The following is a 17,755-nucleotide window of genomic DNA, read 5'->3' as shown; positions in this document are numbered from 1 at the left end:
ATCGCCCCGCCCGGTGAACCGGCGTACGCCGCGGCGCGGCGCCGACGAGCCCTGACATGGTGGCCTCCGAGGTGCGGGAAGGTGGGACGCCTTCGACGCTACGGAAACGGCCGGGCCGGGGCATCGGCCCACGGGTTGATCACGGGTGGAGAAGCCGTCTCCACCCGCGGGTGGAGACGGCTTCGTCCGGACGCCTGGCTCAGACGTCGATGCGCGAGCGGTCCAGGGTGGCGGCGGAGCTGGTGATGAACTCCTTGCGGGGGGCCACCTCATTGCCCATCAGCAGATCGAAGACCTGCTCGGCCGCGTCCAGGTCACCGATGTTGATCCTCCGCAGGGTGCGGTGGCGTGGGTCCATCGTGGTCTCCGCCAGCTGGTCGGCGTCCATCTCGCCCAGACCCTTGTAGCGCTGGATCGAGTCCTTGTACCGGACGTTCTTCCGCTGGAGCTCCAGCAGCCGCTGGCGCAGCTCGTTGTCCGAGTACGTGTAGATGTACTTGTCCTGGCCCTTCTTCGGCTGGACGAGCTCGATCCGGTGGAGCGGAGGCACCGCGGCGAAGACCCGCCCCGCCTCGACCATGGGCCGCATGTACCGCTGGAACAGCGTCAGCAGCAGGACCCGGATGTGCGCGCCGTCGACGTCGGCGTCCACCAGCAGGACGATCTTCCCGTACCGGGCGGCGTCGATGTCGAAGGTCCGGCCCGACCCGGCTCCTATGACCTGGATGATCGCACCGCACTCGGCGTTCTTCAGCATGTCCGAGACGGAGGCCTTCTGAACGTTGAGGATCTTGCCCCGGATCGGCAGCAGCGCCTGGAACTCACTGTTCCGGGCGAGCTTCGCCGTACCGAGCGCGGAGTCTCCCTCGACGATGAAGAGCTCGCTGCGGTCCACGTCGTCGCTGCGGCAGTCGGCGAGCTTGGCCGGCAGCGAGGAGGACTCCAGCGCGGTCTTGCGACGCTGCGCGTCCTTGTGCTGACGGGCCGCGATGCGGGTCCGCGCGGCCGCGACCGCCTTGTCCAGAACCGCCCTCGCCTGGGCCTTCGCGTCACGCTTCGTCGAGGTCAGGAACGCCTTGAGCTCCTTGGACACGACATTGGCGACGATACGGTTGGCGGCCGAGGTGCCGAGCACCTCCTTGGTCTGGCCCTCGAACTGAGGTTCGGCCAGCCGCACGGTGACCACCGCGGTGAGGCCCTCCAGCGCGTCGTCCTTGACGATGTCGTCCTCGGCGACGCGGAGCAGCTTGGCGGAGCGCAGCGCCTCGTTGACCGTCTTGGTGACAGAGCGCTCGAATCCGGTCACGTGCGTGCCACCCTTGGGAGTGGCGATGATGTTGACGAAGGACTTGACGTTGGTGTCGTACCCGGTGCCCCAGCGCAGCGCGATATCCACGGCGAGTTCGCGCGTGACCTCGGTGGCCGTCATGTGGCCGCGTTCGTCGAGCACCGGCACGGTCTCCTTGAACGTGCCCTGCCCGCTCAGCCGCAGGACGTCGCAGACCGCCTTGTCCTGGGCCAGGTACTCACAGAACTCGCTGATCCCGCCGTCGAACCGGAAGGTCTCCTCGGTCCGCCCCTCGCCGTCCAGGCCGCGTTCGTCGCGGACGATGATCGTCAGCCCGGGGACGAGGAAGGCCGTCTGCCGGGCGCGCTGGTAGAGCGTCTCCAGGCCGAGCTTGGCGTCCTTGAGGAAGATCTGCCGGTCCGCCCAGTAGCGCACCCGGGTGCCGGTGCGCGTCTTCGGCACCCGCTTGCCCTTGAGAAGGCCGTTGGCCGGGTCGAACGGGCTGTCCGGCCCCGATTCGGTGAAGATCCCCGGGACACCGCGCCGGAAGCTGATCGAGTGCGTCGCGCTGTTGCGGTCGACCTCGACATCGAGCCGGGCGGAGAGCGCGTTGACGACGGAGGCGCCGACACCGTGCAGACCGCCCGAAGCGGCGTACGAGCCACCGCCGAACTTCCCGCCGGCGTGCAGCTTGGTCATCACGACCTCGACACCGGACAGGCCCGTCTTGGGCTCGACGTCGACCGGGATGCCCCGCCCGTTGTCGCGGACCTCCACGGAACTGTCCTCGTGGAGGATGACCTCGATGCGGTCGCAGTAGCCGCCCAGGGCTTCGTCGACGGAGTTGTCGATGATCTCCCAGAGGCAGTGCATGAGACCACGGCTGTCGGTGGACCCGATGTACATCCCGGGGCGCTTGCGAACCGCTTCGAGCCCCTCGAGTACGAGCAGATGCCGCGCGGTGTAGTTGGAGCCGTCTCGGTCTGCTCCAGTCAGCAGCGCAGTGGACGGCACGGACGTATCGGCGGTCACGCGGTTCGCTCCTCGCTGAATTTCAAATGGGGCCCAGTGGGTAACGGGCTCGGCTTCGGTCGCCGCTGAGAGGGTACCGAGGCCTGGTAGAGCGGTTGTAACGCCACCCTTCATCGCCCCTCACACTAGTCCAGCCTCGCATACACGTTCGATCCCTCGCAGGAGTGACGCGAACATCACGTTCCCTTCGACGCATGAACCATTTAGGCTCCGGGCACGTCCTCATGAACGAACCGGCAAGCCAGCCGGGAGGGCACCACCAAGACAAGCAACGCGAAACCCGTAGCGCTACGCAATACGGCACATTCGCCGCCAACCGGCAACAGACAGCCATCCCGAGAAGAAGTTTCGAAGAAAAGCCACGAGCGGGAACGTTTTCGGCCTGGTTGGATGTTGACCCTGGTACGACAGCTCGTCGAGCTAGAGAAGAGGCGACGTGACTACTGTTCTGACCCCCGCGAGCCCGCTGACCGCAGCAGACCGCTGTGACCGTTGCGGCGCCCAGGCATATCTGCGCGTCGTCCTGATCAGCGGCGGTGAACTGCTCTTCTGCGCCCATCACGGTCGCAAGTTCGAGCCGGAACTCAAGAAGATCGCCGCGGAAATACAGGATGAGACGGACCGGCTCACGGCCGTGCAGGCCCAGGCCGCCGAAGAGGAACGGCACTAGACACCTCGCATCCACGACGAGCGCGGGCCAGGTCCCGGACCGGCCGACGGGCGGCACCCCCGATGGGGTGCCGCCCGTTCTCGTGCCCGCGCGAAGAAGTCGGTCAGCCGGTTTTCGGCATCCAGCCGATGGCGGCGGAGATCCGTGTGTACACCCCGGGGTAGCCCACGCGCGCGCAGCCGTTCCCCCAGGAGACCAGCCCGATGAGCCGCCCACGGGCCACCAGCGGCCCGCCGCTGTCGCCCTGGCACGCGTCGTACCCGCCCAGAAGTTCGCCCGCGCACAGCATCGAAGAGGCGTCGTACGCGCCGTTCCCGCCGCCCGGGTAGGCCTGCTCACATGTCGCGTCCGACAGCACATGCACCTTCGCGGACCGCAGCGACGACGCGTAGTCACCGTTTCCCGTCGTGTCACCCCACCCGTAGACCAGCGCGTCCGTACCCGGGGCGTACGCCGCGTCACCGGATTCGGCCATCGGGATCACACTCTTCGCGGGAAGCGCGTCGGCAAGGGTGAGCACGGCCAGGTCGCCCGCGTTCGTGGTGGGGTCGAAGCCCGGGTTCGTCCACGTCTCCCGCACCGCCGTCTCCTGCCCCCCGGTTCCGCGCAGGGCGTCGCGGCCCGAGATGACCCGCAGATCACGCACACTGCCGATGTCGACGCCGAGCGCCTCCCTGCTGAGGCAGTGCGCGGCGGTCAGCACCTTCGTCGGCGCCACCACGACACCGCCGCAGAACTGCCCGGCGCGCGTGTCACCGAAGCGGTCGCGGCTGGACAGTGCCACCGCCCACGGACTGTCCTTGACGTGCGCCGGCTGACCGCCGACGACTATGCCGTCCTCGGCAGCCCTCGCGGGCGAACCGAGGGATATCAGGACCGTGGCAGCGGCCAGGGCGAGCACCCCGGGCAGAGGACGGAAGACGGTACGAGACATGCGTACTCCTGACTCTGTGGTGAACTGTTCCCACTCAGAGTCGTCCCGCCCGGCGCCGACCGCATGCGCTGATAGGCCGAGGGCCCGGCTCCCCCATGGGGTTCCGGGCCCTCGGTCCGTAGTCTCCGCGACCTAGTCGAGGTAGTCGCGCAGCACCTGCGAACGCGACGGGTGACGCAGCTTCGACATGGTCTTCGACTCGATCTGGCGGATGCGCTCACGCGTCACCCCGTAGACCTTGCCGATCTCGTCCAGGGTCTTCGGCTGGCCATCGGTGAGACCGAAGCGCATCGAGACCACGCCCGCCTCACGCTCGGAGAGCGTGTCGAGCACCGAGTGCAGTTGCTCCTGGAGGAGCGTGAAGCTGACCGCGTCGGCCGGTACGACCGCCTCGGAGTCCTCGATCAGGTCACCGAACTCACTGTCTCCGTCCTCACCCAGCGGAGTGTGGAGGGAGATCGGCTCGCGACCGTACTTCTGGACCTCGATGACCTTCTCGGGGGTCATGTCGAGTTCCTTGGCCAGCTCCTCCGGCGTGGGCTCACGGCCCAGGTCCTGGAGCATCTGGCGCTGCACACGGGCGAGCTTGTTGATGACCTCGACCATGTGCACCGGGATACGGATGGTGCGGGCCTGGTCGGCCATGGCGCGGGTGATCGCCTGACGGATCCACCAGGTGGCGTACGTGGAGAACTTGTAGCCCTTGGTGTAGTCGAACTTCTCGACCGCGCGGATCAGACCGAGGTTGCCCTCCTGGATGAGGTCCAGGAAGAGCATGCCGCGGCCGGTGTAGCGCTTGGCCAGCGAGACCACGAGACGGAGGTTGGCCTCCAGCAGGTGGTTCTTCGCGCGGCGGCCGTCCTCGGCGATGATCTCCAGCTCGCGCTTGAGCTTCGGGGCAAGCTTGTCGCTGTTCGCCAGCTTGTCCTCGGCGAAGAGCCCCGCCTCGATGCGCTTGGCGAGCTCGACCTCCTGCTCGGCGTTGAGGAGGGGGACCTTGCCGATCTGCTTGAGGTAGTCCTTGACCGGGTCGGCGGTGGCACCGGCGACGGCGACCTGCTGCGCGGGCGCGTCATCCTCGTCGTCGTCGGAGAGGACGAAGCCCTTGTTCTCGCCCTCGCCCTCCTCTTCCTCGCCCTTGCCGGCCTTTACTTCCTCGATCGCCTCGTCGCCGTCGAGGAGCTCGTCGTCCTGCTTTCCGGACTTCTTCGCTGCTGTCTTCTTGGCCGCCGTCTTCTTCGCGGCGGTCTTCTTGGCAGCCGTCTTCTTGGCTGCCGTCTTCTTCGCAGGGCCGGTCGTGGCAGCGTCGTCCGCCACCGCGTTCACGGTCTCTGCCGACGAGGCGGCAGTAGCCGCAACAGTCCTGGTCACGGTGGTTTTGGCCGCGACAGTCTTCGTGGCGGTGCGCTTGACCGGGCTCTTCGCTGCGACGCTCTTGCGGGCACGTTTGGACGGCTCCGCGGCACTGACCATCAGCGTCACACCCTCTTCCTCGAGGATCTGATTGAGGCTGCGCAGAACATTCTTCCACTGGGTTGGCGGAATCTGGTCAGCCTCGAAGGCCCGACGCACGTCATCGCCGGCGATCTGCCCATCAGCCTTTCCCCGCTCGATGAGCGCCATCACAGACTCAGACTCGGCGATCTCCGGCGGGAGCGTACGGGATGTGCTGGCCGACACGAACAACCTCTCGGAACGATGGAAACGGCTTCCGGCCCGGCCCCGAAAAGGGCTTGAGCCGACGACCGCCGGGCTGGGAATGTACCGGCGGCGCGGGTTTGGCCTCAGAACTCCACAGCGCACTGAATGGCTGCTGTATTCCTTCCGCGGCGGTCACCTCTTAAGTCATCGCACTGCTTCGAGGAGTGTTACGCCCAATCCGCGTGGCCCGAGTCACACCTCATTTGCGACGAACGTGACCAAGGGAGCAAAGCACCACGACTGTGTCGCCGGACCGTGGCGGCCCGGCGACACTCGGCTCGCACACCCCGGCCGTGCGATGTTCAGTGCTCGCGGGGCGCGGGCACCACACGCTCCACCTCAGGGTGGACGACGAGCAGTTGACGCATGGCTGATTCGGCACCCGCGGCGTCACCGGACGTGAGCGCCTCGACGATCCTGGTGTGGTGGCCGAGGGACGCCTCACCGGGGCGGTCACAGCCCGTGACCGGGCCGCCGGACACCTGCAGCGCGGCGGCGACGATGCCGGACAGGTGCTCCAGCATGCGATTGCCCGCGGCCTGGATGAGCAGGGCATGGAACTCGGCGTCGGCCCGCGAGCAGGTGATCATGTCACCCTGTGCGACCGCGTGCCCCATGATCTCCACCATGTCGGTGAGACGCTGCCGGATGTCCTCGCAGCCGTGCTCCGCGGCGAGACGGGCGGCCAGGGGTTCGATCGTCCACCGGAGCTCGCCGAGCTCGCGCCGCTGGTCCTCGCGCTGAGGGCCGAAGGCGCGCCATTCGATGATGTCGGGGTCCAGCAGGTTCCAGTCGCTGACGGGGCGGACCCGGGTGCCCACGTTGGGCCTGGCGCTGACCAGGCCCTTGGCCTCAAGGACGCGCAGCGATTCGCGTACGACGGTGCGGGAGACCTCGAAGCGCTGGCCGATCTCCTCCGGCACGAGAGGCCGGTCGGCACCCAGGTCGCCCGAAACGATCATCTGTCCCAGCTGCTGAACGAGTTGCCCGTGGAGGCCCCGGCCCCGGCTGGCGGAGCCCCGGCGGCCCACCCGGCCGAGGTCGGCTTCGGGGCCGTCCCAGGAACGGGCGGCGGCACGCTCGCCGGCCGGCGCCTCCGCGTACGGGTAGCGGTCGAGTTCACCCGGGCCGGCGAGGCCGGAATCGGCGGAGCGGGCGGCGGTCATCATGGTGTGCGCAAGGGTACTCACGCATCCTTTGTCGGCGCAGCTCACTCGGCTCTTGAGGTCTTTGGTGAAAAGCACACGAAAGGGTGATCGCCGCGATACCCTCAATTGACGTTTTACCCGCATAAATCGGGCGCGATGATGGGCGGTTACCAAGGACGGCCAGACCCGGCAACCCTCTGGGACCGCCAACGGCCCCTTCCCTGAAGGCCGGTGAGGAGATACGCGAGAGCCAGGACCGACAACGACAACGCCAGCGCCACCCCCACCGGGTGCCCCGCCACCCCCAGGGCGGCCGCCACCCACCGGTCCGTCTCGTGCGGCCAGCGCGGCCACATCAGTTCGCGCAGTCCGGCCGGAAGCCCGGAGGCGGGGCGGGCGCCCGGCGCCATCAGCAGGTGCCGGACGAGCGGGGCGACGAGTACCGGTACGGCAAGTACCGCGGCGACACCGGCCGTTGCCACGCGGAAGACTCCGGTGGACAGCAGCCCCGCCCAGGCGCAGCCGATGACCAGGGCCACCCAACTCACGCCCAGTCCCGTCCCGTTGGGCGGAACACGCATCCACTCATGGCCATACACGAGGCGGACGGCTTCACCGGAGAGCAGCACGACCGTCACGGCCAGTACCGCGGCAGCACCCGCGGTGACCGCCAGCTTCGCCAGCAGCAGCCCCAGACGGCGCGGGACGGTGCCACGGCCCGCGGCGAGCGCGGGGTAGCGGAACTCGTCGCCGTACGAGAGGGCGCCGAGCAGTCCGGCGCCGACCGCGGCGGGCGGCAGCGGCAGCAGCGACGGCCAGGCGGCCAGCACCTTCGGCAGCGGAACGTGGCCGGTGCGGGCGAGAAGCACCGAGAGCGCGACGGAGGCGACCAGAACGGCGCCCGCGATCAGGGCCGTCGTCCTGACCCCGAACAGGCGGCGCAGCTCGTAACGGAGCGGGTACAGCGGGCCGAAGGCCGGGCCGCGGGAGCCGGTCGGTGGCTCCGGTGCCGTCGGCCGTACATCCGGCGGCATACCGCGCGGTCCTGCGCCACCGGCGGCCCCGGTGACACGCGCGGGGGCTTGCGGAGCAGCCGGATCCCGTGGTCCCGCGCCGTCGCCGGGCGCCCTGGGACCGGCGTCGCCCACTTCGTCGGCCAGCCGGTGCACCGGGAGCCCGTGCCGGAACGCGATGTCGCCGATCTCCGCGCAGCTGGAACCGTACACCGCGAGGTGCCCGCCGTCCTCGGTCACCACCTCGACCGAACGCCGGGCCGCTCGGGCCTCACGGCTGACGACCGCCGCGAGACGGGCCGCGTGCGGGCTGCGGACCGCGACCCTGGGACGGAGCCTGGTCCGGGAGAAGTCGGCGGCCCGTGCCGCTTCCCTCGGGTCCGCGGTGGTGTACAGCACGGTTGCGCCCCGTATCGCTTGGGCCCGCAGGAATCCGTGCAGCCAGCGGCCCTCGCGCGGGTCGAGGCCCTCCGCCGGATCATCGAGGAGCAGGGTGTGGGGGTCACCGAGCAACGCCGAGGCGAGGGCGAGCCGGCGGTCCATGCCGAGCGAGAGCGTACCGATGCGCCGCTCCCCGAGCCCGGTGAGGCCGACACGTTCGAGCAGTTCGTCGGCCTTGGCCGCGGGCACTCCCGCGGCGGCGGCCAGCATCCGCAGCTGCCCGCGAGCGGTACGGGCGGGGTGGCCCGGTACGTCCCCGAGCAGCACCCCCACCTCGCGCGCCGGGTGCGGGATCCGGTGCAGCGGCCTGCCCCGGAAATAGGTGACTCCCCGCCCCGGGTCGAGTTCGAGCATGAGGCGCAGAGCCGTGGTCTTGCCGGAACCGGGCGCACCCAGCAGTGCGGTGACTCGGCCCGGCCGGGCTTCGAAGGTGAGGTCGTCCACAGCGGCCGGAAGACCGCGGCGTGGGGCGCTGGTGATTCCGATGGCCTGGAGCATCGCTTCTCTCGCGGTAGGTGAGACCGCTCGGCGGCAAAGGGTACCGCAGAAAGATAACGCGACATATCCGACTTTTCGTGCAGCACGGGTACGGCGGTGTCCCGCGCGGTCAGACCTCCGGCCTCAGCATCGGAGGGTTGAGCACGGTGGCCGCACCGGCCCGGAAGAGCTGGGCCGGCCGTCCGCCCTGACGCGTGGTCGTCCCACCGGCGGGCACCAGGAAGCCGGGGGTGCCGGTGACCTTGCGGTGAAAGTTGCGCGGGTCGAGGACCACACCCCACACCGCTTCGTACACCCTCCGCAGCTCGCCGACCGTGAACTCCGGAGGGCAGAAGGCGGTGGCCAGCGAGGAGTACTCGATCTTGGAGCGGGCGCGCTCGACCCCGTCGGCGAGAATCCGCGCGTGATCGAAGGCCAGTGGGGCCTGGCCCACGTCATCGTGGCCGAAACTTCCCTCCGCCCCGAGCAGATCGTCGACCAGCGACCACCGCGCGCTGTGCGCGTCGCCGCCCGCCCGCGGAGCGGGCAGATCGGGCGCCAGGGCGAGATGGGCGACGCTGACGACCCGCATGCGCGGATCACGGCCGGGATCGCCGTAGGTGGCGAGCTGTTCGAGGTGGGCGCCGTTCCCGACCGCGGGGGCTACCGGGTCCTGGGCGCACAGGCCGGTCTCCTCGACGAGCTCGCGCGCCGCCGCGGCACCGAGATCCTCATCGGCTCTGACGAATCCGCCGGGCAGCGCCCATCGGCCCTGGAACGGTGACTCACCACGGCGCACCACGAGCGCGCAGAGCGCGTGACGGCGCACCGTGAGCACGACCAGGTCGACGGTGACAGCGAAGGGCGGGAAAGTCGACGGGTCGTAGCGCGGCATGCGGTGATCATAGTCGTCTTCCTGACGATAAGCACTCCCTTCGCCATTCTCTTCAAGGAACTCTTCGCCGACGGCACCCCGCTGGGACGGACCGGCTCGCCGGTCATCCTTCCTCGCCGGACGCGAGCGGTCCGGGGACGGCCCTTCCGGACCGGCGCCGGGCGGCCGCCGCTCCGGGACGGGCGGAGACGGACGGGTCCTTCTTCCGGCGCGCGGCCGTCGGCCTCGCCGCGCGGAACCGCGTGCCCCGCTCCGGCCGGTGTCCGCGCCGCCGCGTACGCGCCTTGCGCTCTCCGCGCAGGCAGCGGCGCAGCGTCTCCGGGTCGAGCCCCTGGTTGCACGCCTCATGCAGAAGCTGGGCGAAGGTGTACTCGGGGTCCACCCGCAGGGCGAGCCCCAACGCGACCCGTGCGGCCGGTTCGTCGCCCGTCGACCACGAGACCCAGCCGGCCAGGGTCAGCGGCGCCGCGGCATGCTCCTCGTACGGCGTCACGCAACGGCGGGACAGCGCGCGCCACAGCCGTAACGCCGCGTCGGCCTTCGGGCCCTCCATCCACTCCGCGACCCGGTCGCGGGTCTCCCGGTCCTGCAGGCCCAGGATCATGGCGGCGGCCTCGTCGGAGCTGATCAGCCGGTCGTCGTTGAGGTCAGAGAGGGAAGGCGTCGCGGCCGGGGCCCCGCCAAGGCGCTCGACGAGCCGCCGGGCAAGGTCCAGGGTGTCCCGGGCCACTCCCCCGCGCTCCTCCTCGTCGAGGAGCCTGGGCAGCAGCTCGGCTCCCGCCACGTCGAGTGCCTGCTGCTGGCCAGGCACGGCGGACGTCGTCAGCGGTGCGAACCGCGCCTCCATCTCCCGCAGCGATCCACGCACTTGGATACCCGCGTACGTCGCGGCGGCCGCCATCACCGAGGTACCGGGCATGGCCAGGTGGCTGCCCTCCGCCGGACAGCAGCGCTCGTCCGGGCAGCAGTAGGACCAGTAGCGGCCGTCGGAGATGCAGAGCGCTTCGAGCACCGGCACGTCCAGCGCGCCGCAGGCCCTGCGCAGATGCTGGGCGAGAGGCCGCAGCCGCTCCATGAGCCGACCGCCGGACTCGCCCTCGGCGGGATCCTGGCAGAGGAAGACGACGATCGCGTCCGGACGCTCCCCGCGCCGCTCGCTGCCCTTGATCAAGCACTCGGCCAGCTGCTCGGAGACGGGCTCCCACTCCTGGGGCGACCGCGGAATGCCGAGCCGGAGACGACCGCCGAAGCGGCCCCGGCCGCCGTGCAGGGCGACCATGACCACGCTGTCGTCGGGGTGGAACCCCATGAGGTAGGGAAGGGCGTCGGCAAGCTCGGCGGGGCCGCGCAGGGTGATCTGCTGCGCGGCGGCCGGGCCGGTGGATTCGTGGTGCTGGTTCATGGCACGACCGTCCCGCGTGCGGCCGAATTCCGCGACCCCTGTGGATAACTTTGTCCACAGGGGTCGCGGAGGTGTTCGCCAGGTGCCGTGCCCTTCGGGTTCCATGGGAGCGGCAGGGGTCGTCGGCACGCGCCGGGCCTCGGCCGGGAGGCCGTGCGCGCCGTTTCACGAGCGGGATCAGCCCGCCGCGGCGAGGACCAGCGGAAGAACCCGCTCGCTGCCCGCCCGCCTGAGCAGCCGGGCCGCGACGGCGAGGGTCCAGCCGGAGTCGGTGGCGTCGTCCACGAGCAGTACGGGGCCGGGGGTGCGTGCCAGGGAACCGGCCAGTTCCTGCGGGACGGCGAAGGCGTTGGAGAGCCCCTTGAGGCGTTGGGCGGAGTTGCTGCGCCGTGCCGCGTGCGCGCCGTCGGGGCCGGTGTACGCCAGGGTGCCCAGGAAGGGGAGGCGCCCGACGGTGGCGATCCCCTGCGCGAGGGAACCGACCAGTTGAGGGCGGGTCAGGGAGGGTACGGCGACCACTCCCACCGGCCGGGCGGCGGCGTCCGGGGCGCCCGGCGCCCAGCCGCCCGGGGAGCGGGCCCAGTCGGCGAGAACCGCCACCGCGGCCCGCAGGACGTCGTCCGGCACCGGCCCGTCCGGCGTGTTCTCGGCCAGCAGCGGGCGGAGCCGGTTGCCCCAGCCGATGTCGGAGAGACGCCCCAGGGCACGCCCGGAGGAACACTGCTCCTGGGCCGGGATACGGCCCTTCAGTTCGATGCCCAGCGCGGGCATCCCCGTCGGCCACATGCGGCGCGGCTCGATCTCCACCCCGGGACGGTCCAGCTCCTTCGTCGCACCGGTCAGCGCCTCGGTCGACACGGTGGTGTCGGTCCAGGCACCCGCGCAGTTGTCGCAGCGGCCGCACGGGACCGCCCCCTCGTCATCCAGCTGGCGGCGCAGATACTCCATCCGGCATCCGGACGTGTTCGCGTAGTCGCGCATGGCCTGCTGCTCGGCCGTCCGCTGCCGCGCCACCCAGGCGTAGCGCTCGGCGTCGTACACCCAGTCGGCTCCGGTGGCTGTCCAGCCGCCCTTGACGCGCTTGACCGCGCCGTCGACATCCAGCACCTTCAGCATCGACTCCAGTCGGGTGCGCCGGAGGTCCACCACGGCCTCCAGGGCCGGCACGGACAGTGGACGGCCCGCCCCGGCCAGGGCCGAAAGGGTCTGGCGGACCTGTGCCTCCGGCGGGAAGGCCGTGTCGGCGAAGTAACGCCAGATGGCCTCGTCCTCCTTGCCCGGCAGCAGCAGCACGTCGGCGTGCGCCACCCCGCGCCCGGCCCGGCCCACCTGCTGGTAGTAGGCGATCGGCGAGGACGGCGAGCCGAGGTGGACCACGAAGCCGAGGTCCGGCTTGTCGAAGCCCATGCCCAGGGCCGAGGTCGCGACCAGCGCCTTGACCCGGTTCTCCTGCAGGTCCGTCTCCGCCTGGAGCCGGTCGGCGTTCTCCGTCCTCCCGGTGTACGAAGCGACGTCGAAGCCCCGCTGCCGCAGGTAGGCGGTGGCCTCTTCGGCGGCGGCGACGGTGAGTGCGTAGATGATCCCGGAGCCCGGCAGCTCGTCCAGGTGCTCGGCGAGCCAGGCCAGCCGGTGCGGGGCATCCGGCAGCCGGACGACGCCCAGCCGCAGGCTCTCCCGGTCGAGCGGTCCCCGCAGCACCAGGGCTTCCCCGGCACCCGTGCCCAGCTGTTCGGCCACGTCTGCGGTGACCCGTGCGTTCGCGGTCGCGGTGGTGGCCAGTACCGGGACGCCGGGTGCGAGCTCGGCAAGCATCGCCCGCAGGCGACGGTAGTCGGGGCGGAAGTCGTGTCCCCAGTCGGAGATGCAGTGCGCCTCGTCCACCACCAGGAGGCCGGTGGTGGCCGCGAGCCTGGGCAGCACCTGGTCCCGGAAGTCCACGGAGTTGAGGCGCTCCGGGCTCACGAGCAGGACGTCGGTCTCACCGCGGTCGACCTCCTGGTAGATGGTGTCCCACTCCTCCGGGTTGGCCGAATTGATGGTGCGCGCCTGGATACCGGCGCGCGCCGCCGACTCGACCTGGTTGCGCATCAGCGCCAGCAGCGGCGAGACGATCACGGTGGGGCCGGAGCCGCGTCGGCGCAGCAGTGCGGTGGCGACGAAGTACACCGCCGATTTGCCCCAGCCCGTGCGCTGCACGACCAGCGCCCGGCGGCGCTCCTCCACCAGGGCCGACACCGCCTGCCACTGGTCCTCCCGCAACCGCGCCGAGCCTCCCGGGTCGCCGACGAGCTCGGCGAGGATGGCATCGGCTTCGGCGCGGAGCTCCAGGTTGTCCATGCCTCCATGCAACCCGATGGCTCGGGCAATCGGCGAATCCGCTCCGTACCGCGGGCCCGGTTCGCCCGCGCGGTCGGCGTGACGGCGGGATGCCCCGGCTGTCCGGGGCGGATGAGATGTTTCCGCTGGTCCCCGGCGTTCGGGCGGGGCACGCGGCATCGGACGGGCCTGATGTGGGCAGGGATATCAGAGTCATTCCGGCGCATTCCCGTCAGCCACGCCACTTGCTCGTTGCCGCCCGCCAGTACGCCAGGAAGAATTGGAATCGCTCCCCGCACCGTCCCTTCCGCGGCCCGGAAGGGCTGTGCCGTGGTGCGCCTCACTCGACCCGCCCCGCACCGTGGGCGCGTATGCGAAGGGAGGATCGTGACCTTCGGATTCGCTCCGTCCGCCGCCACCTCGATATCGGCGTCCGCCGCCCCGGCCAACCGCCTCGCCAGGACGCTCGAACCGGCCGAGTGGGCCGAAGCGGGCATACCGCTGCTGCGCAGACCCCGCGAGGTCGTCACCGGCCTGCACGCCCGGCACGGCCCGGACCCGGCGACCGCCGTGGTGGCCGTACTGGACCACGAGGAACGCGTTACCGCCAGTGCTTCGTTCGTCCGCCGGGCCACGGCGGCGGACGGCTGGGAGTTCCGCAACGCGCTGCTGGCGCATCTGCGCCGGGTCATCCCGCACGACCTCCGCCTCCGTGCCCCCGTCCGGACGGCGGTGCTCCTCTACTGCCGCGAGGGGGACGAGCGCTGGACGGAGGAGGACGGGGCGTGGATGTGGGGGCTGCGGGACGCCTGCACCCTGCACGGGCTGCGGTGCGGGGCGTACATCACACTGACCCGGGGCGGCTGGCAGGTGCTCGGCGAGGGCCGGGGCGGGCGACGCCCCAACGCCCTGTCCCGGCCCGCCGCCCTCGGCGACACCTCGCTCGGCCAGGAGACGGCTCCGCTGCGTACCGGCGGCGGTGCGGCGCACGCGCTGCGCCGCACCGCGGCCCGCTGACCCGTGGCCGCGCGCCCGGCCTCCCTCTCGGAGTTCCGGACCGCCACGGCCCCGGGTACCTCGCGGACCGGCGGGGTCAGACTCCGGCGCCGAGCACCGCGTTGACCCGCTGCGGATCACCGCAGACGATCAGCAGCGCTCCGGCGCGCTCCCGCGCACCGGTCAGCACATCGGCGATGTCGTCCTCGCCGTTGACCGCGACGATCACCACCGGGCGGGTCCTGAGCCGGTCCACAACCGCGGCACCGGCGAAGAACACGTCGTCACCGGCCTCGTGGTGCGCCCAGTAGGCGCCCTCTCCGAAGGAGAGTTCGTGCGTGGCCCACGGGTGCTGCTCGCCGGTGGTGAGCAGCAGGACATCGCCCGGCGCACGGCCGGAGTCGAGCAGCAGGTCCAGCGCTTCGTCGGCGGCGTCGAGCGCGCTGGCCGCCGAAGCGGGGATCAGCTGGATCTGCGGTGCGGAACGATTCTCCGGCCGGTCCGTCACAGGACGGTCGGAGGTCGTCCGCGGGCGCTGCGCCGGGGGCGCGGGCTTCGCGGGCCCGGGGCGGCCGGGACGCGGCGTGGCCGCGGAACGCGGGCCGGGTACGGGACGGGGGGTCGACGCGGTGCGGCCGGTGGCCGGGGTGGCGCGAGGACCCTGGGCGCTCTCGTGAATCTGAGGCTCCTCGGGGATGAGAGGCATGGGTAGTTGTCTGTCAGGCGCCGACGCGGCGGGCATCGGCGGCTGGGTACATGTGCGCGATCAGAAGTCGAAGCCGAGCTGGCCCCCGCTTTCCAGTGCGGCCGCCTCAGCGGAGAAGCGGACCTTCTTGAGGTGCTGCCACCTGGGCAGCGCGTCGAGATAGGACCACGAAAGCCGGTGGTGGGGTGTCGGCCCCTGCTCCTCCAGCGCGGCCCGGTGCACGGGCGACGGGTAACCGGCGTTCGCCCCGAAGGCGAAATCCGCGTACTCGCCGGACTCCGCGCCCAGTTCGGCCATCATCGTGTCCCGGTGGACCTTCGCGATCACCGAGGCGGCCGCGACCGCGATACAGGACTGATCGCCCTTGATCACGGTGCGGACCTTCCACGGCTGTCCCAGGTAGTCGTGCTTGCCGTCGAGGATCACCGCGTCCGGCCGCACCGGCAGGGCCTCCAGGGCGCGTACGGCGGCCAGCCGCAGCGCGGCGGTCATTCCGAGCTCGTCGATCTCCTGCGCGGTGGCGTCGCCGAGGCCGAACGCGGTGACCCAGCTCTCCAGCACCGGCGCCAGCTCAGCGCGGCGCTTCGGGCTGATCAGCTTGGAGTCGGTGAGTCCGGCGGGAGGTCGGCGCAGGCCGGTGACGGCCGCGCACACGGTGACCGGTCCCGCCCATGCTCCGCGTCCGACCTCATCGACACCGGCGACGGTCTTGGCACCGGTGGTGGCGCGCAGTGAGCGCTCGACGGTATGCGTAGGTGGTTCGTACGGCATGGCGCCTGTCAGCGTACGCCGACGGGGATCTGGGCGACACCCCGGGGCGGTCAGTACGGGTCGTACGGATCGCTCTCGTCGCCGCCTCGCCCGCCGCCCCCGACACCGGTGCGCGACGGATCGCAGGCCTCCGCGGTCGCGTGGGGGCTCCGCTCGCGCAGGATGTCGCGGGCCCGCGCCTCGCCCCAGCTGGTGGCGTACCAGGCGGTGTCGTTCTCGTTCAGCGACTGCTCGATGTCCCGGAGCGCGCAGGAACGCAGTGGCTCGGGCAGGGCGTCCAGGGCCGGTACGGCGTCCGCCGAGAGACCGCGGAGGTAGTCGATGTCGATCGAGTGGTCGGCGCGGTACCGCTGGACGTTCTGCTCCGCGATCAGCCCGTCGGGCGAGACCAGACCGAACGCGAGGACGCCGATGGCCGCGCTCGCGGCGACGGCGCGCGGCAGCAGACGGGCCCCGAAGAAACCGGCGGCCACGATCAGGAGGATCACCACGCCCAGCCAGAGTTCCACCGCGGCCACCGAGATCCGCAGCCGGGTCAGGCCGTAGGCATCGACGTAGAGGTCCATCCGGCGCAGCGCGGAGGCCACGACGGTCAGGGTGAGCAGGCACAGCGCGCCGAGCACGGCCCGGACGAGCGTGCGGTCACCGCTGCGCCCGCGCGGGGCCCAGCGCAGCGCGAGCGCGATCACCAGCAGGGTGAGCACGGTGGCCCAGAGGAGCTGCCAGAACCCCTGGCGGGCGTACGCGGAGTAGCTGAGGTCGGTCTCGGCCATCACCTTGTCGTATCCGCCGAGCAGCACGGTGAGCTGGACGGCCACGAAGACGGCGAACAGCAGGTTCAGCACGATGAGCGGCAGCGCCCATTCCAGCCGTCCGCGGGCCTTGCCCGGCCGGACGGTGATGCCATCCCAGCGCACCGGCGCCGCCGCGGCGTACCCGGCGGCGAGTGCGCCGATCAGGCCGGTCATGAAGAGGAGCAGCCGCCAGGGGCTGTCGCTGACCGACACGTCGGGCATCAGGCTGCCGAGCACATCGGCGAAGGCGGCATCGGCGCTCGCGAACAGCGCGCCGAACACGACGAGCAGGACGACGGCCACCCCGGCGCTGCGGACTACGCCGCCCAGTCGCTTCTGGGAGCCGTCCATCCGGGCCCGCACGCCCCGCCCGCCCCAGGCCAGCCCGTCGGCGATGGCGCAGAGCAGCCCCAGCGACCCGAGGAAGACGCCAAGCCAGCTGCGGCTTCCGTGCAGGGCGAGGGAACCGAGGGCGATGGCCGACACCACGGCAAGGAAGACCGGCCAGCCCGCGTCGCGAAGCGCCGGGACGGCGAGCAGCGCCAGTCCGCCCAGCGCCCAGAAGGCCGTCCACGGACGGAGGCGGCGCCTGGCCGTACGCGCGGCGAAGAACGCCCCGAGCGCTGCGGGGACCGCGACGATCAGCGCGTTCACGCCGAGACCGTCACCCAGGAGCAGGGCGCTGAGCACCGCCGTGGCGGCCACGCAGCAGAGCGTCGCGGCGCTGATGACGGCGGGCCCGGCCGGGCGCAGCTTCGACAGTGCGGAGGGCTGGGGCCGCGGGCCGGGCCGCTGCCAGGGGTCGGCCGGGTACTGCGGCCCGCCCGCCTGGGCGTACGCCGGGATCTTCGGCGGCCCGGCGATGGCGCCGGGCCGCGCGGTGCCGGTGCCGGTGCCGGGTGACGCGGCACTGGTGCCGGCGGATCCGGACGGTGCCTTCGCCAGCATGTCCCGCTCGGGTGCTCCGCCGCGTTCCGGCGGGCCGGACGGCTCGGGGCCGTCGGACGCCCCGGGTGGTGGTGTGTGATCGGACATGGAACCCCTCCCCTACCGGGAGGTCCGCGCACATCGTCCGCAGGGCAGCGGCTCGGGCACCCCGGCGTATCTCTTCGGCACGCGCCCGCCTGGATGATCATCGGCGGCGGCGTGGCCGAAAGATTAGCCTCCCCCC

13 protein-coding genes are annotated in these 17,755 nt (G+C 71.3%); 2 read left to right on the top strand and 11 right to left on the bottom strand.

Annotation, left to right across the window (positions count from 1 at the left end):
- Positions 1–199 precede the first annotated feature (199 nt).
- Complete coding sequence (locus tag ACFVWY_RS12750; RefSeq protein ID WP_389870532.1) at positions 200–2,320, bottom strand: type IIA DNA topoisomerase subunit B; 2,121 nt, start codon at positions 2,318–2,320, stop codon at positions 200–202.
- Positions 2,321–2,756: 436 nt separating this feature from the next.
- Here ACFVWY_RS12750 and ACFVWY_RS12745 point away from each other — a divergent pair, with 436 nt between their 5' ends.
- The gene (locus tag ACFVWY_RS12745) at positions 2,757–2,990 is read left to right on the top strand and encodes a hypothetical protein (RefSeq protein ID WP_366296780.1); all 234 of its coding nucleotides are present in this window, start codon (positions 2,757–2,759) and stop codon (positions 2,988–2,990) included.
- Positions 2,991–3,093: 103 nt separating this feature from the next.
- On the opposite strand, the gene ACFVWY_RS12740 is transcribed toward ACFVWY_RS12745, so the two are convergent.
- From ACFVWY_RS12740 to ACFVWY_RS12710, 7 genes are all read right to left on the bottom strand, one after another.
- Positions 3,094–3,924: a S1 family peptidase gene (locus ACFVWY_RS12740; protein WP_389870529.1), complete on the bottom strand. Its 831-nt coding sequence runs from the start codon at positions 3,922–3,924 to the stop codon at positions 3,094–3,096.
- Positions 3,925–4,056: 132 nt separating this feature from the next.
- Complete coding sequence (locus tag ACFVWY_RS12735; protein ID WP_389870526.1) at positions 4,057–5,604, bottom strand: RNA polymerase sigma factor; 1,548 nt, start codon at positions 5,602–5,604, stop codon at positions 4,057–4,059.
- 323 nt (positions 5,605–5,927) lie between these two features.
- Positions 5,928–6,794 carry a FadR/GntR family transcriptional regulator gene (locus ACFVWY_RS12730; protein WP_389870917.1) on the bottom strand — a complete coding sequence of 289 codons (867 nt, stop codon included), beginning with the start codon at positions 6,792–6,794 and terminating at the stop codon, positions 5,928–5,930.
- A 146-nt stretch (positions 6,795–6,940) separates the two neighbouring features.
- A complete protein-coding gene (locus tag ACFVWY_RS12725) occupies positions 6,941–8,725 on the bottom strand; it encodes an ATP-binding cassette domain-containing protein (protein ID WP_389870523.1) in 1,785 nt (594 codons plus the stop codon).
- Positions 8,726–8,834: 109 nt separating this feature from the next.
- Complete coding sequence (locus ACFVWY_RS12720; protein ID WP_389870520.1) at positions 8,835–9,599, bottom strand: NUDIX domain-containing protein; 765 nt, start codon at positions 9,597–9,599, stop codon at positions 8,835–8,837.
- Positions 9,600–9,702: 103 nt separating this feature from the next.
- Positions 9,703–11,001 (bottom strand): DUF4192 domain-containing protein, encoded by a 1,299-nt coding sequence (locus tag ACFVWY_RS12715; RefSeq protein ID WP_389870518.1) that lies wholly within the window; start codon positions 10,999–11,001, stop codon positions 9,703–9,705.
- 177 nt (positions 11,002–11,178) lie between these two features.
- On the bottom strand, positions 11,179–13,338 hold the full coding sequence (locus ACFVWY_RS12710) for a RecQ family ATP-dependent DNA helicase (RefSeq protein WP_389870516.1): 2,160 nt from the start codon (positions 13,336–13,338) through the stop codon (positions 11,179–11,181).
- Positions 13,339–13,704: 366 nt separating this feature from the next.
- Here ACFVWY_RS12710 and ACFVWY_RS12705 point away from each other — a divergent pair, with 366 nt between their 5' ends.
- Positions 13,705–14,334, top strand: coding sequence for a hypothetical protein (locus ACFVWY_RS12705; RefSeq protein WP_389870514.1), 630 nt, complete (start codon positions 13,705–13,707; stop codon positions 14,332–14,334).
- 76 nt (positions 14,335–14,410) lie between these two features.
- On the opposite strand, the gene ACFVWY_RS12700 is transcribed toward ACFVWY_RS12705, so the two are convergent.
- The 3 genes from ACFVWY_RS12700 to ACFVWY_RS12690 are packed head-to-tail and all read right to left on the bottom strand — an operon-like array spanning position 14,411 to position 17,619.
- The gene (locus tag ACFVWY_RS12700) at positions 14,411–15,019 is read right to left on the bottom strand and encodes a hypothetical protein (protein ID WP_389870511.1); all 609 of its coding nucleotides are present in this window, start codon (positions 15,017–15,019) and stop codon (positions 14,411–14,413) included.
- Between the two features lie 60 nt (positions 15,020–15,079).
- Complete coding sequence (locus tag ACFVWY_RS12695) at positions 15,080–15,790, bottom strand: ribonuclease HII (RefSeq protein ID WP_389870509.1); 711 nt, start codon at positions 15,788–15,790, stop codon at positions 15,080–15,082.
- Between the two features lie 50 nt (positions 15,791–15,840).
- Positions 15,841–17,619, bottom strand: a complete 1,779-nt coding sequence (locus ACFVWY_RS12690) for a DUF4153 domain-containing protein (RefSeq protein WP_389870507.1) — start codon at positions 17,617–17,619, stop codon at positions 15,841–15,843.
- Positions 17,620–17,755 lie beyond the last annotated feature (136 nt).

The sequence above is a fragment of the Streptomyces sp. NPDC058195 genome (assembly GCF_042883525.1).
Lineage (GTDB): Bacteria > Actinomycetota > Actinomycetes > Streptomycetales > Streptomycetaceae > Streptomyces.
Note: the sequence above shows the minus strand (reverse complement) of the source record. Positions and strands in the feature narration are given on the sequence as shown.

Bases quoted from the DNA above. Each gene is read 5' to 3' on its own strand.
- ACFVWY_RS12740 (WP_389870529.1), bottom strand. From the start codon at position 3,924: ATGTCTCGTACCGTCTTCCGTCCTCTGCCCGGGGTGCTCGCCCTGGCC.
- ACFVWY_RS12730 (WP_389870917.1), bottom strand. From the start codon at position 6,794: ATGATGACCGCCGCCCGCTCCGCCGATTCCGGCCTCGCCGGCCCGGGT.
- ACFVWY_RS12725 (WP_389870523.1), bottom strand. From the start codon at position 8,725: ATGCTCCAGGCCATCGGAATCACCAGCGCCCCACGCCGCGGTCTTCCG.
- ACFVWY_RS12720 (WP_389870520.1), bottom strand. From the start codon at position 9,599: ATGCCGCGCTACGACCCGTCGACTTTCCCGCCCTTCGCTGTCACCGTC.
- ACFVWY_RS12715 (WP_389870518.1), bottom strand. From the start codon at position 11,001: ATGAACCAGCACCACGAATCCACCGGCCCGGCCGCCGCGCAGCAGATC.
- ACFVWY_RS12710 (WP_389870516.1), bottom strand. From the start codon at position 13,338: ATGGACAACCTGGAGCTCCGCGCCGAAGCCGATGCCATCCTCGCCGAG.
- ACFVWY_RS12700 (WP_389870511.1), bottom strand. From the start codon at position 15,019: ATGCCTCTCATCCCCGAGGAGCCTCAGATTCACGAGAGCGCCCAGGGT.
- ACFVWY_RS12695 (WP_389870509.1), bottom strand. From the start codon at position 15,790: ATGCCGTACGAACCACCTACGCATACCGTCGAGCGCTCACTGCGCGCC.
- ACFVWY_RS12690 (WP_389870507.1), bottom strand. From the start codon at position 17,619: ATGTCCGATCACACACCACCACCCGGGGCGTCCGACGGCCCCGAGCCG.